The sequence below is a fragment of the Roseateles sp. P5_E1 genome (assembly GCF_054049335.1).
Window position 1 is genome coordinate 1 of sequence record NZ_JBFUMN010000039.1, and the last position, 13,533, is coordinate 13,533.

12 protein-coding genes are annotated in these 13,533 nt (G+C 62.7%); 6 read left to right on the top strand and 6 right to left on the bottom strand.

The genetic code is table 11. The annotated features are described in order from the left end of the window. Positions 1-199: transposase (locus ACXJKJ_RS22270; RefSeq protein WP_457392532.1), on the bottom strand; the 199-nt coding region annotated here is incomplete at its 3' end. 12 nt (positions 200-211) lie between these two features. Next, positions 212-1,339, bottom strand: a complete 1,128-nt coding sequence (locus ACXJKJ_RS22275) for a 5'-methylthioadenosine/S-adenosylhomocysteine nucleosidase family protein (RefSeq protein WP_457392535.1) — start codon at positions 1,337-1,339, stop codon at positions 212-214. A 465-nt stretch (positions 1,340-1,804) separates the two neighbouring features. On the opposite strand from ACXJKJ_RS22275, the gene ACXJKJ_RS22280 reads away from it, so the two are divergent. The 3 genes from ACXJKJ_RS22280 (at position 1,805) to ACXJKJ_RS22290 (ending at position 4,228) form a co-directional block, all read left to right on the top strand. Continuing rightward, the gene (locus ACXJKJ_RS22280) at positions 1,805-3,277 is read left to right on the top strand and encodes a GNAT family N-acetyltransferase (protein WP_457392538.1); all 1,473 of its coding nucleotides are present in this window, start codon (positions 1,805-1,807) and stop codon (positions 3,275-3,277) included. 238 nt (positions 3,278-3,515) lie between these two features. Continuing rightward, the gene (locus ACXJKJ_RS22285) at positions 3,516-3,704 is read left to right on the top strand and encodes a hypothetical protein (protein WP_457392540.1); all 189 of its coding nucleotides are present in this window, start codon (positions 3,516-3,518) and stop codon (positions 3,702-3,704) included. Next, positions 3,701-4,228, top strand: coding sequence for an ATP-binding protein (locus tag ACXJKJ_RS22290; RefSeq protein ID WP_457392543.1), 528 nt, complete (start codon positions 3,701-3,703; stop codon positions 4,226-4,228). Before ACXJKJ_RS22285 ends, ACXJKJ_RS22290 begins: the two co-directional genes overlap by 4 nt. A 71-nt stretch (positions 4,229-4,299) precedes the next feature. Here ACXJKJ_RS22290 and ACXJKJ_RS22295 read toward each other — a convergent pair whose 3' ends face one another. Together ACXJKJ_RS22295 and ACXJKJ_RS22300 are read right to left on the bottom strand one after the other, a co-directional pair. Beyond that, the gene (locus tag ACXJKJ_RS22295) at positions 4,300-5,757 is read right to left on the bottom strand and encodes a tyrosine-type recombinase/integrase (protein WP_457392545.1); all 1,458 of its coding nucleotides are present in this window, start codon (positions 5,755-5,757) and stop codon (positions 4,300-4,302) included. A gap of 425 nt (positions 5,758-6,182) precedes the next feature. After that, positions 6,183-7,082 carry a hypothetical protein gene (locus ACXJKJ_RS22300; protein WP_457354700.1) on the bottom strand — a complete coding sequence of 300 codons (900 nt, stop codon included), beginning with the start codon at positions 7,080-7,082 and terminating at the stop codon, positions 6,183-6,185. 276 nt (positions 7,083-7,358) lie between these two features. On the opposite strand from ACXJKJ_RS22300, the gene ACXJKJ_RS22305 reads away from it, so the two are divergent. Next, positions 7,359-9,659 carry an ATP-binding cassette domain-containing protein gene (locus tag ACXJKJ_RS22305; protein ID WP_457392548.1) on the top strand — a complete coding sequence of 767 codons (2,301 nt, stop codon included), beginning with the start codon at positions 7,359-7,361 and terminating at the stop codon, positions 9,657-9,659. On the opposite strand, the gene ACXJKJ_RS22310 is transcribed toward ACXJKJ_RS22305, so the two are convergent. Next, positions 9,653-10,489 (bottom strand): helix-turn-helix domain-containing protein, encoded by an 837-nt coding sequence (locus tag ACXJKJ_RS22310; protein WP_457392551.1) that lies wholly within the window; start codon positions 10,487-10,489, stop codon positions 9,653-9,655. The genes ACXJKJ_RS22305 and ACXJKJ_RS22310 overlap by 7 nt on opposite strands. 192 nt (positions 10,490-10,681) lie before the next feature. On the opposite strand from ACXJKJ_RS22310, the gene pobA reads away from it, so the two are divergent. Next, entirely contained in the window at positions 10,682-11,854 is a 1,173-nt protein-coding gene (gene pobA, locus ACXJKJ_RS22315; protein ID WP_457392642.1) for a 4-hydroxybenzoate 3-monooxygenase, read from the top strand. On the opposite strand, the gene ACXJKJ_RS22320 is transcribed toward pobA, so the two are convergent. After that, the gene (locus ACXJKJ_RS22320) at positions 11,833-12,735 is read right to left on the bottom strand and encodes a LysR family transcriptional regulator (RefSeq protein WP_056197427.1); all 903 of its coding nucleotides are present in this window, start codon (positions 12,733-12,735) and stop codon (positions 11,833-11,835) included. The two genes, pobA and ACXJKJ_RS22320, sit on opposite strands and share 22 nt — an antisense overlap. Positions 12,736-12,830: 95 nt before the next feature. Between ACXJKJ_RS22320 and ACXJKJ_RS22325 the strand changes: the two genes are divergently transcribed. Further along, positions 12,831-13,532 (top strand): substrate-binding domain-containing protein, encoded by a 702-nt coding sequence (locus tag ACXJKJ_RS22325; protein ID WP_457392553.1) that lies wholly within the window; start codon positions 12,831-12,833, stop codon positions 13,530-13,532. The last annotated feature ends 1 nt before the right edge of the window (position 13,533 follow it).

Here is a 13,533-nt window from a genome sequence, read left to right on the forward strand (position 1 = left end):
CGGTGGTGACGCCTTCGCGCTGGCCGGTATCGCGCTCATGCTGGCGCACCCAGTTCAACAGCGTCTGCGGCGTGGCGCCGATCTTGCCCGCGATGGACACGACGGCCGCCCATTGCGACTCGTGCTCGCCGCGTTGCTCGAATACCAGCCTCACGGCGCGCTCACGCACCTCCGGCGAAAACTTCACTGACTTCCTCATGGCTCCATCCTCTCAAAGGTTGGGGCCTCCTCGGAAACCGGGGCGGTTCAGCTTCTCTGTTAGAACAAAGAGCGGCTGGGCAGGTGATAGATACCGGTGAATGTGCGCTAATGTGGCGCTTTGGTTTGCGCTTTCGTGAACGTAGAGAAATCTCTTGCATCCGCCTAGTTCGTCGCTCAGCTGATAAAGTTCAAATATGACTTTTTCAGGCCAATCCTTGTGGATTATTGGATAGCCAACGTCAATTGATAGTCCCGAATTCTTCGAGACGTAAGCCTGGACAGTATCCCGTATGCTCCGGGTTGGGGAATCATCTTTTGAGCTGATGGCTTGGGCGGCAGTCAAATTCAATGCGCCACGCCTGGAATCGACAGTCGAATCAGCCTTGAAGAGTTTAAATCGAGCAACTGTTTCCACGCAGAATCGGGCAGCATTCATGGCGGCCGTTGCTTGGTCTTTTTCTTTTTGCGCAGGGTCTACATTTTTCTTGAACCCCCAGTCGCATATACCCTTCACGATCAACCAGTCCACTCGATTTTGAAGGCGGCGTAGCGCCATCAATAAGCCACTCCCTTCCATCTCTCCCCCGATGGCCTGCTCATCATCGGACGCGAGGAACTTGTCGCGTGCCTGTTTGTCGTCGAAAAGTGTTTCGATAGAGAGAAGCAGTCCGTCATGCACGCGCACACTTGCGCCCTCGGACGCGGCTAGGAATATCTTTGCTAGGCTGCCTCTAGAGGCCTCGACGGGCCCCCGAAGAATTACTTTTTCCGGCTTAACCTTGTGATGTTGTGCATCACGGACACGAGTCGAAAGAAGAATGTCTCCAATCTGCTGTCCGGAATCTTCTCGCCCACCCCATGCGATACCAACGGCAATGATCACCCTGGGATTCAGATCTCCGATTACATTGGTAATAGTATCGAAAGATGCACCGTCTCCCGTTGAACCGATCAGTGATTTTGCAGAATAAACTCGCTGACCATTAATTTCACCAGCGTCATAATATATTTCAGTGCTTTCGCCCTGAACTTGCTTCAATGCACGCAAAGTCTTATTCAAGATCGCCGCGTGCAGCTGAGTTTGCTCGTGTGCGTTTACAGTAAAAAAGACTATATCTGCTCGTGGATTTTTACTCATTGCCCCCCCTTTTTCGACGAGTCACTGACTTCTGCTGGTGCGGTGGATACAGATTAACGCATCCGCAGTAAGTTATTTATCTATCAACGACATGTGCCGCTGGAGTTAGTCGCTGACTGACCTTCGCAGCACGGCAAGTCGGTGACCGACCGGCAGCTTAGCGGCGTTATCGCCGAATCGTCGAGCCCAGCGAAGGACCGCAAGGCCTGAAGCCAACAGCGACTCTGCATCGATTGCCATCGTCCGCGACAAGAAGCCGAGTTCACGTCTGTTGCCGTGGGTCGTCGTGGCGAACTCGATGCCGGAACGCGGGCGGTTGCGTCGGTCGCGCTACGCGCTGCTTCTGGCTACCTCTAGGGTGCTCGACCACAGCTACTAAGATCGAAGCAGCCATTTCTAACTCTCCGGCGACAAGGGGAGAAGGTGCGTCAAGGCAGCTCCACAGGGGCGCGAGGGAGGAAGACATTGACGAAGCAGCTCACGCTTCTCCTGGACACCAACATACTGATCCCGCTTCAGGATATTCAAGCAGTCCTGAGTGAGAGCCTGGTCAGGTTTCACCGTCTTGCCATGAAGGGCGGGCACCAGCTCGTCTACCACCCTGCGAGCGTTGTCGACCTTGAGCGTGACACGGACGAGGAGCGGCGGGAGAAGGCCCTACGGCACATCCTTCGGTATCCGGCCCTTGAGCAGCCGGCCAAGTGCCCATGGAATACGCCGGACACGAGCCCTAACGACGCCTGCGACAACGAAATCCTCTACGCGCTGGAGTGCGACGCCGCGCACGCGCTCGTCACAGAGGACAAGCGCCTGCTCAACAAGGCCCGTCAACGAGGGCTGGGCGGCCGCACGTACAACATCCAGACCGCAGAGGACTGGATGCGGCGCCTGCACCAACCTCACGATGTCTGGCTTCCAAACATCGATGACGTGCCACTGCACAGCCTCACGCCGCAACTAGCCGGTGAGTTCTTCGACAGCCTGCGCGACGGATACACGCCCTTCGACGAGTGGTTCCGCAGGAAAGCGCTTCAGGGCACCAAGGCGTGGACGTACCGCGACGACGCTCAGAAGTTGAGCGCCGTCTGCGTCTACGACATCCAGCACGATCAGAAGATCACTGACGACGGACAAGTCCTGGTGGGCAAGTCCCTCAAGCTTTGCACGTTCAAGGTCGGCGAGAGCGTTCGAGGTCGAAAGATCGGCGAGCTGTTCTTGAAGGCGGCCTTCCGGTTTGGGACGGAGAACGCGTGCGAGAACATCTTCATCCATGCGAACGAGAAAACGCAGACGTACCTGCTTGACCTGTTGCTGGACTTTGGCTTCTCGGACACAGGCTCATACAACGGCGATCGTGTATTCGTGAAGCAGCATCCCGTGCTGCCACCCGCCGACGCCGGTGCGGCGCCGCTTGAGTACGTTCGGAAGTACTACCCCCACTACCAGGACGGTCCGCAGATTCGGAAGTTCTTGGTGCCTATTCAGGAGGGCTACCACCGGATCTTGTTCCCCGACTACGAGGGGATTCAGTCGGCGCTGTTCACCACGACGGGGAGTGTGGGGAACGCCATCAAGCTGGCCTACCTATGCCACGCCGCGTCTAACAAACTGCGGCCCGGAGACGTCCTGCTCTTCTATCGAACCGGTGACGAACAGATGGTGACTTCGCTCGGCGTAGTCGACCAGTTCGCCGTCCTGAAAGACGCCGCTAGGATCGCGGCCCTGGTAAGCCGGCGCACGGTGTACAGCATCCAAGAGATTGAACGGATGGCAGCCAAGCCGACGAAGGTCATTCTCTTCAGGCTGGTCAAGCACTTCCCGACGCCGATCCACTACCAGCGACTTCTCTCCGACGGGGTCGTTGAAGGCAATATTCAATCCATCACCAAGATTTCCGATGTCGCGTTTTCAAGAGTGCTTAAGGCCTCAGGGACCTAGAGCAGTCCTGCTGTCCGTCAAGCCGCGCTTCGCCGAGCAGATCGTGGCGGGCACCAAAAAGGTCGAGTTCCGCCGCTCTTGGGCCGCAGAGCCGGTCGGCCTCGCCGTCATCTACTCGAGCGCTCCCGTGCAGCGCCTAGTCGGTATCGTGGACGTCGATGGAACTGTCCTTGCCTCTCCAAGCTCAGTCTGGACCAAGTGCCGCGGGCGAGGGCCTGGCCTTGAGCGCCGAGAACTCATGGATTATTTCGCCGGGAAGGGCCAAGCTTATGGCGTGCTACTTGGTAGGGTCACCCTGCCCGAGAAGCCCGTCCCGCCGAAGTCTCTGTTTCGAGGCTTTCGACCGCCGCAGTCCTACCGCTATCTCAGCCCGGCCGAGCTTCGCCGCGTGGGCAAGCAATTCGGCTTCGATGAGGTGCCCGCTTGACCATCTTTGTCGCAGGCGTTCATGGCGCCGGTAAGACCTTTGCAACCAAGCCCGCCTGCCAAAAACTGGGTCTGGTACACGCCACCGCAAGCCAACTCATCAAACAAGAACGCGGGTTGGCCAGTTGGGATGCTTCGAAGGTGGTTTCCGATGTGGATCAAAACCAGGTGGCGCTGGTCTCGGCGGCACGGCGGTTCCGCGAAGCTGGCGCGACGCTCGTGCTAGACGGTCACCTCGTTCTTCGCCGCGCGTCCGGGGAACACGAGCGAATATCCGTCGACGTTTTCCGTTCGCTGGGCTGCTCGGCGATTCTGCTGATTCGCAGCCCTGTGGCAGTTCTGCAGGAGCGCCTTCGTGCGCGGCAGGACACAAGTTGGAGCGATGACGAGCTCGCCGCATTCAGCAACGCCGAGGATGAGCATGGTCAGGATGTAGCCCAGGCGCTCGACATTCCATTGACCATCCTCGACGCACCCAGCGTTGATCTGGTGGCGTCTTGGTTGGACCGGCTTTCCAACAAGTAGGGTAGGCCGCCAGCGCTCCCTGCCGGCCGTCCAAGGCGACGCATCGACCCCCGATTCCCATTTAGTCAGCCTTACGCGCTGCGCACCGGCAGCGGGATCACGTTGGCGTTATTCAAGATCAGATCCAGCCGCTCCCCCAGCTTGGTCCACGCCTCGCGCTTCTCGTCCGCATAGTCGTGGTGCAGGTAGTGGCGACGCACGCGGCTGCCGGCAAGCACATGGTTCTGGCAGCGGTCGATGATGTCGGGCAACACTCCCAGGGCCTGCATCATGGTGGCCGCCGTGCGGCGCAGATCATGAGGAGTCCACTCGCCGTTGGCGCCATCGGCCAGCGTCAAGCTGTTGTCGTGGCGGCGGTTCTTCAGCGGTCCTGCACGACGCTTGAACTGCATCTGGCGGTCGCCAATCTGCTTTGAAACGCTTTTGACGCAAACGTGCTGCGCGGGCTCTTCCCCCTTGGCGGCGCGAGCAGGGAAGCAGAAAGGCTTGTCCCCGGTCAGCGCGTGCAGCGTCTTGAACTGGCGGCGGGCGAAGTCGGATAGATATACACGCCAATCGACCCCGGTCTTGGTGTTGTCGGCCGGCACGAACCATTCGCCGGTTTCGAAGTTCACATGCTCCCAGCGTGCCATCAGCAGTTCGCCGATGCGGCATGCCGTGCCCAGGCAGAGCCACATCGCAAGTTGGCTTTCCTTCTTCAGCGGGCGCGCGGTTTCGTACTTCTGGCCTGCAGGCGCGGCGGCGTAGGTTGAAGTCATATCCTCAAAGATGCCGCGCAGCTCGCGCAGCTCTTCGGCGGACAAGACGCGCTCTCGAGGCTTCTCCGCCGCAGAGCCGGGCGGCAAGATCTTCTCGATTTCCAGCAGCTCGGCCGGGTTGCCATCGATCATCAGGCCGCGCCAGGGCTTGCGCTTCTCGGCCCAGGCGAACATCTGCACGAGGTCGTTATAGGTACGCACGGTCATGCGATGAACTCCGCGCTTCACCATCGCGCGTAGCAGTGCGCGCAGCTCGTGCTCAGTAACTTCGCGGACGGGCTTTGCGCCGACGGCCGGCAGCACGTCCTTCTCAAAGCTGCGGCGCAACTCGGCATTGCCATCAGCGCGGGCCACCCCATCGCGCAGCCAAGCCTGGAACATGTCATGCAAGGAAAGATTCTCGGCCTCCTGGCGTGAGGCTTCTGCTATGACGGCTTCTACTTTTGCTTGCGCTTCGATCCGCTCAGCCTTGCGCTGATCACCTGGGTCAACACCGTCGCCAACCTGCGTGCGCGCCTTGTCTCGCTCAGCACGAATCTCGGCCAACGATGAAGACGGCCAGTTGCCGCAGTAGTGCCAGGCCTTCTTGCCGGCCCGCTTGAAGGCGTACCGAAAGTTGATCGAGACCGCGCCGACGTTGGACACGCGTACCTCCCCGACCAACCCGCCCACCTCGCGCAGCGTGTCTCCCTTGGCATCGGCGCCGATGGATTCCAGTCCCTTCTGCGTCCACTTTTTTGACTTGTCTTTCGGGTCTGCGTAACGGCTCATGCATTCTCCAGGGGTCCACCCAGGGGTCCACCAGCTGGCGGCTGTTGGCGAACTTCAAAAAACTTCAACGTACAGTGATTCGAATATAACACGTTGATTTATAACGATTTATTTTGTCCGTCGGTGTTCGCCAGCGTTCGCCATAGTTCGCCAAATAATTCCATGGGGTGCAAGGGGTAGCGAGTTCGAATCCCGCCGTCCCGACCAAAAATAAGAAGAGAAATCAAGGACTTAGAAGCGAAAGCCTCTAGGTCCTTTTTCCTTTGTGGCCTCGGAAGGGGTCCACCGGAAAAAAGCTGCGAGGCCGGGTCCACGGCCAACAGGACGATTCGGCGGGCCGACCCGCATGACAGGCTTTGAGGAGCACCAGCCTGCCGTTTTGCGCTGCCTACCGGGGAAAGAACGGATTTCGCCGCGGCCGTTGGTCAGTGCGGCTTGAAAAACAATGCTTCGGGAATAGCCCGGAAGGGCGCCGTCCAGAGGGGGTTGTCGAGTTCAAAGACTGACGCAGGTAGCCGTCTGCGGCCGTCGAGCAGGGGGCCGATGCGAGCATCCCGAGCCAGGATTTCTCTCGCGCGGCCCGTGACGAAAAGTCTGCTCAGGCCTTCGTTCAAAGCATCAGCCAGCGCCGGTTCGTCTCGACGCACAGCGAAGACGCGCGCGAACCGGTAGTGAACACACCAATCCTCGAACAGCACTACCGATGGCGCCAGGTGGCCGAACATGTCCAGCAACATGCCAGCCTCATCGGCTCCCAGCGGGAAGGCATCGAATCGACCCGCCTCCAACATACGGAACAGGTGCAAGAACTCTGCCTCCTGCACCTTGAGCCCAGCGGCTCGCAGAATGCTGGAGTCCACCCAATCAGGCCCCTGACCGAAAACCAATTGCCGAAGGTCATCGTGTTCACGCACGGCCCTCAGGCGGTCGAGTCGATCGCGACGTACCAGCATGAGGCGGTAGCCGCTCAGTCCTAGATCCAGTGGAAAGGGGAGGATCAGAGTACGCTCAGCCACCTTTGGCGATGCACCCGTGTCCATGACATTGACACCGCCACCTTTGAGTTCCAAAAAAGCCCTCATCGACGGCAGCGGCGCCTCGCTCACTCGAAGAGTGTGGGGACGTCCAGAAGCCTCCAACGCGGCTGTCAGCAATTTGAACGGCGTACCGTCGGTGGGCCGTTCGTGCGTACGTGGATACACGACTTCTAGAAGCTGGCCTGCGATGGACGGGGCAGCGAGGGTGGCACCCAAGCCCAGCATCGCGGCACGACGGCTGATCAACCGACGATGAACAATTGAAGGCCCCAGGTCCATCTGAATCATTTTGAGCGCGCCACAGCGGAGTCGCAATCCTGGTCATCGCCCGGCACCAGGCGCTAGAGAAGGTCTGCAAACCTCTCGTCAATCCGACTGGCGCGCGAGGTGAGGTTTCTTTGGACGATGTTCACGTCAGGGCCAAATCGCTTCCAGCAGTCGAGCACCCCCGCAGGGTCAGGCAGCGCTCTGCCCTGGCAGAGGCAGGACGAACGTTTGCTAGGCATTCGCCGCAGCTGGGCACATTGATTGCCGCCGCTGTCCATGCAGGCAAAGAGCTCCTCCGTGCTGAAACATCCATCGCCGTCCACCGACTTCATCCGCATCGTCGGTGCCCGAGAGAACAATCTGCGCAACGTCAGCATCGACATCCCGAAGAAGCACATCACCGTGTTCACAGGAGTCTCGGGCTCGGGCAAGTCTTCACTCGTTTTCGACACCATTGCAGCCGAGTCGCAGCGGCAGCTGAACGACACTTTTTCCACCTTCGTGAGGCACCGCCTGCCGCATCACGCCCAGCCCGATGCCGACGTGCTGGAGAACCTCTGTGCGGCCATCGTCATCGATCAACGCCGCCTGGGTGGCAATGCGCGCTCCACGGTCGGCACGGCCACCGACATCCTCGCGCTGATCCGCCTGCTGTTCTCGCGGGTGGGGCAGCCCTTCGTCGGCTACTCCAACATCTTCTCGTTCAACCACCCTGACGGCATGTGCCCGCGATGCGAGGGCCTGGGGAAGGTCGACACCATCGACATCGACCGGCTGTTCGACAGGCAGCGCTCGCTCAACCAGGGAGCAATCCGCTTCAGCGCGTTCGCCGTCGGCGGCTACCGCTGGAAGCGCTATGTCCACAGCGGCCTGTTCGACAACGACAAGCCGCTGAAGGACTACACCGACGAGGAGTGGGAGACGCTGCTCCATGCGCAGGACGTACCCATCCTGAACCCCGGGCCAGGCTGGCCACCGACCAGCCGCTACGAGGGGGTGCTGCCGCGCATCCGCCGCAACTTCCTGACCCGCAACATCAGCGAGGTCAAAGGGCTGGACCGCGCCGAATGGGATCAGTTGGTGACGGCCGGCCCTTGCCCGCGGTGCCACGGGGCGCGCCTCAACGAGAAGGTGTTGAGTTGCCGCATTGACGGCAGGAACATCGCCGACTGGTGCGAGATGGAGGTGGGTGAGTTGCTGGCCGTCATCGGCCAGGTCGATGCGCCGCTTGCCGCCAGCATGGTGCCGGCGCTGGCCTACCGGGTACAGCATCTGGTTGACATCGGTTTGGGCTACCTGAGCCTCGGTCGCGAAACGACGAGCCTGTCGGGCGGGGAATCCCAACGCGTGAAGATGGTTCGCCACCTGGGCAGCGGCCTCAGCGACATGAGCTACATCTTCGACGAACCCAGCGTGGGCTTGCACCCGCGCGACGTTGCGCGCCTGAACAAGCTGTTGCGCCACCTGTGCGACAAGGGCAACACGGTGCTGGTGGTGGAACACGACCCCGACGTCATCGTGGCGGCGGACCACGTCATCGACATTGGCCCGGGCGCTGGGGACGCAGGCGGCACCGTGGTCTTCGAGGGCGATGTGCAGGCCCTGCGGCAGGCCGACACGCCCACGGGGCGCAGCCTGGCTCGCCCGGCGCGCATCAACACCACACCGCGCACTCCATCGGGTTGGCTGCCGATCACACACGCCACTCAGCACAACCTGAAGGACGTGAGCGTTTCGATCCCGATGGGCGTCCTGACGGTCGTGACAGGCGTGGCCGGTTCGGGCAAGAGCAGCCTGATCAACGCCGCCTTCGCCCGCACCTACCCCGAGGTCGTGTGCATCGACCAGGGTGCCATCACAGGTTCGCGTCGCTCGAACACGGCGACCTACACGGGCATCCTCGATCCCATCCGGAGCCTTTTTGCCCAGGCGAACGCGGCCAGCGCGTCGCTGTTCAGCGCCAACTCGGGCGGCGCCTGTCCCGCGTGCAAAGGCCTTGGCACTACGGAGACAGACCTCGCATTCATGGAACCCATCGTCAGCATCTGTGAGCGCTGCCGAGGGCGCCGGTTCACTGACGAGGCTCTTCAGTACCGCCTGCGCGGCAAGAACATCGCCGAAGTGCTGGCGATGCGCGTGGCTGAAGCAAGCGCCTTCTTTGCCGAACCGGAGATCGCGCCTGCGCTGGCCCGCCTCGATGAAGTCGGGCTCGCCTACCTGTCGCTCGGCCAACCTTTGTCCAGCCTGTCGGGCGGGGAACGGCAACGCCTGAAGCTGGCCACGGAGCTGGGCCAGTCGGGCCGAATCTATGTGTTCGACGAACCCACCTCAGGCCTGCATCTTTCGGACATCGATCGATTGTTTCGATTGCTCGACCAACTCATCGAACGCGGCGCCACCGTTGTCGTGATCGAACATCAGCTGGACATGATCGCCCAGGCAGACTGGCTGATCGACATGGGGCCGGAAGCTGGCCGATTCGGCGGTCGCGTGGTGTTCGAGGGCCCCGTGGCGGAGATGGCCGCGACGGGCTCAGGTGAGACGGCCACGCATCTGAGAAGGTATGCAAATTCGCAGGGTTCTGGCAGCGCTCAATGATTTCGGGTAACCATCGAGCGCGACGCCATGTCGGCCCGCCAGCCACTCGGTGACTGCCCCGTCAGCCGCTGGAAGAAGCGCGTGAAGTAGGCCGGGTCTGCAAAGCCCAGGCCATCGGCGATCTGGCGTACCTGCAACGTCGTATAGCTCAGTTCACGCTTGGCCTCCAGCAACAGGCGCTGGTGCAGCATGTCCAGCGGCGAGCAGTTCAGATGCTGGCGGCACAGGCGGGTGAGCTGCGTCGTCGTGATGCCCAGCGGCGCCGCCAGCGTGTCCAGGGTCGGGTGGCTGCGGTAGTGGCGCTCGACCTGCTCGCGGTAGCGGGCCAGATGCTGCATGGCCCGACCTTCGGGCTCGGCAGTTTCCGCCGCTTCCGCAGCAAGCGCAGGCAGCCGGGCTATGAGGGCGGCTGCCATCAGCACAGCGCCGTCAAGCACCTGGGCGCGCCAGGGTGACGTGCCAGCGTAATCGGCACGCAGCACGCGGGCAATCGCAAGTAGCGTCTGCGCGTGGGGTGAGCCGGCTTCCAATGCCACGCCGCGCGAGGCTCCCAAGCCTTCCCAGAGGCCGCGCGAGCCGCCGATCAGACTCCTGATCCGCGCCTGGTCCAGCGTGATGACGTGCCCCTCAGTTTCCGGCGAGAACGCGAAGCCATGCACCACCAGCATCGGTACCCAGACGACGGCGGGCGCACGTAGCTCCAGCAGCTGCCCGTCGATCTGCACGCGCGCCGTGCCGGACTGGATCAGCAGCAGCTGCACCAGCGCCGCATGCCGGTGCGGCTGGATTTCCCAATTGTGCAATCGGCTGCGATCGGCGATGGACTCCATGTGGAGACCATCCAGCGCTTCATCCCGCCCCAGCTCGCCATAAAGCTCATACAGAGGTGGTGAGGAACGGGCTTGAGACCTTGACATAGGTTCGAATTGTGCAAGTGCACGTTCCTGTCGTCCATTGTTCCTACACCCCCACCGGCCTACGCTCACAGGTATCTGACAAGAACGGAGCGAGACATGAAGACATTGCGCACCCAGGTGCTCATCGTCGGCGCGGGGCCGTCGGGTTTGCTGCTCGGCCAATTGCTGCACAAGGCCGGCGTGGCCAACCTGATCGTCGAACGCCAGACGGGCGACTATGTGCTCGGCCGCATCCGCGCCGGCGTGCTGGAACAGACGACCGTCGATCTGCTGGATGAAGCTGGCGTCGGCGCGCGCATGCATGCTGAAGGTCTGGTGCACCACGGCTTCGAGCTGATGTTCGACGGCCAGCGCCATCACATCGACCTGAGCCGGCTGACCGGCGGCAAGTCGGTCATGGTCTATGGCCAGACCGAGGTGACGCGCGACCTGATGGAAGCCCGCGCGGCGGTGGGCGAACAGACGCTGTATTCAGCCTCCGACGTGGAGCTGTTCGGCTTCGACGGCGATGCACCCGGTGCGCGCTGCACGGTGAATGGTGAGCGCATCGAGATCCTGTGCGACTACATCGCCGGCTGCGACGGCTATCACGGCGTCAGCCGCGCCAGCGTGCCGGCGGACGCCATCCAGACGCACGAGAAGGTCTACCCCTTTGGCTGGCTGGGCATGCTGAGCGACACACCGCCGGTCTCGCACGAGCTGATCTACGGCCGCCACGAGCGCGGCTTCACGCTGTGCAGCATGCGCTCAAGCACACGCAGCCGCTACTACCTGCAGGTGCCGCTGACCGAGCAGGTGGGCGACTGGAGCGACGAACGCTTCTGGAACGAGCTGCGCGCGCGCATGGACCCTGCGGCGGCGGCGGCCCTCGTCACCGGCCCTTCACTGGAAAAGAGCATCGCGCCGCTGCGCAGCTTCGTTGCCGAGCCGATGCGTTTTGGCCGCCTCTTCCTGGCCGGCGACGCCGCCCACATCGTGCCGCCCACCGGTGCCAAGGGGCTGAACCTGGCGGCATCCGACGTGCGCTATCTGTCCCAGGCGCTGATCGAGCACTACCGCGAGAAGAGCGAAGCCGGTATCGAGCACTACTCCTCCCGCTGCCTGTCGCGCATCTGGAAGGCCGAGCGCTTCTCCTGGTGGTTCACCAGCCTGATGCACAACCTGCCGAACGAGCCCGAGATCGATGCCAAGCTGCATCGCGCCGAACTGGAATACGTCGTCAGCTCCGAGGCCGCGATGGCGTCGATGGCGGAGAACTACGTCGGCCTGCCCTGGTAGGGCTCACGCACCAGCTTCATCAGCAAAGCAGCGGTGCGCTGCGTCAGCGGCGTTGATCGCTTCAGTGCTGGCGTGACGAGGCAGAGCGTCGTCTTCACATCGCTGGCCTTGAAGCGGGTGACGGCCAGGCGCTCCGGGTGCTCGAAGGCGCGCAGCACGTCCTCGCCCAGCGCCGCATGCCCGAGACCGGCAGCGACCAGGTCGAGGATGGCCGGCACGCTGGACACCTCCCAGTCCACGCGCAACTGCACGCCGGCCATCGCTGCGGCCTCCTCCATGCGCTTGCGGAACACATGGCCCCGCTGCGGCATGATCAACGGCAGGCGCGACAGCTCCTCCAGCGTCAGTGGCCCGCTCGGTGCCGCCTCGGGCGGGCTCAGCAGTAGCAGCGACTCCTCGCGCAGCGGCAGGATCTCCAGCGACGGCAGCGGCTCGGGGTTGTAGACCAGCGCCAGATCCGCCCGCCCCGACACCAGCCACTCGGTGAGGTGGGTCGAAAAGCCTTCCATGATGACCAGCCGCGCCCGCGGGCAGCTGGCGGTAAAACCCCTGATCAACGGCAGCGTGTGCATGCGCGCCTGTGTCGGCGGCATGGCCACGACGATCTGGCCGACCGGCTCGTTGCGGTGCTCGCTGAGGTCCTCGCGTGCCTGCGTTACCAGGTGCAGGATGCCCTGACCATGCTCCAGCAGCCGGCGCCCGGCTTCGGTCAGCGTCACGCCGCGACCATTGCGCAGGAAGAGGGTTTCGTGCAGCTCCGTCTCCAGCGCCCGCACCTGCCGGCTCAGCGCCGGCTGCGCCACGTTCAACACCAGCGCGGCCTTGCTGAAGCTGCCGTGCTCGGCCACCTGGATGAAGTACTCGATCTGGTTCAACGTCATGTGCGCATCTTGGCAGAGCCCATGCCGGATCGCTATAGCTGATAGCAGCAGCCAGACCTAGCGTGACAGAGCTTCACTGCGAAGAATCGCGCCCCATGAGCACCGCCCTCACCCTGATCTCGTCCATGGCCACGCGCCATCTGCTGACGGCACTCGCGCAAGCGCATGCTCAAACCGGCGCACCGGCCGTCCACCTCGAATCGGTCGGTGGCGTGGACGCCGCGCGTCGCGTGCACGACGGCGAGGCCTTCGACGTGGTTGTGCTGGCCAGCGATGCCATCGCCAAGCTGGACGCCGCCGGTCGATTGCTGCCCGGCAGCGTGCGCGCCATCGCCGACTCCAGCGTCACCATTGCCGTGCGTGCCGGTTCGGCCCAACCGGATATCAGCACGGAAACCGCCTTGCGCGCCGCCGTGCTGCAAGCCCGCACCATCGGCTACTCGACCGGCCCCAGCGGCACGGCCTTGATGCAGCTCTTCGAGCGCTGGGGCCTGGCCGACAGCTTGAAGGCCCGCCTCGTGCAGGCCCGCCCCGGCGTGCCGGTCGGCAGCCTGGTGGCCAGCGGCGAGGTCGAGTTGGGCTTCCAGCAGTACAGCGAGCTGATGGATGTTTCCGGCATCACGCTGCTCGGCGGCATGCCGCCGGGGGTCGACATCGTCAGCCGCTTCAGCGGCGCCATCACGGCCCGTGCGACCCAGCCCGAAGCGGCACTGGCCCTGCTGGACTTCATGGCCAGCCCCGCCACCGAGGCGATCAAACGGCAACACGGCATGCGCGCGACTTCGGACGCGCGCTGAC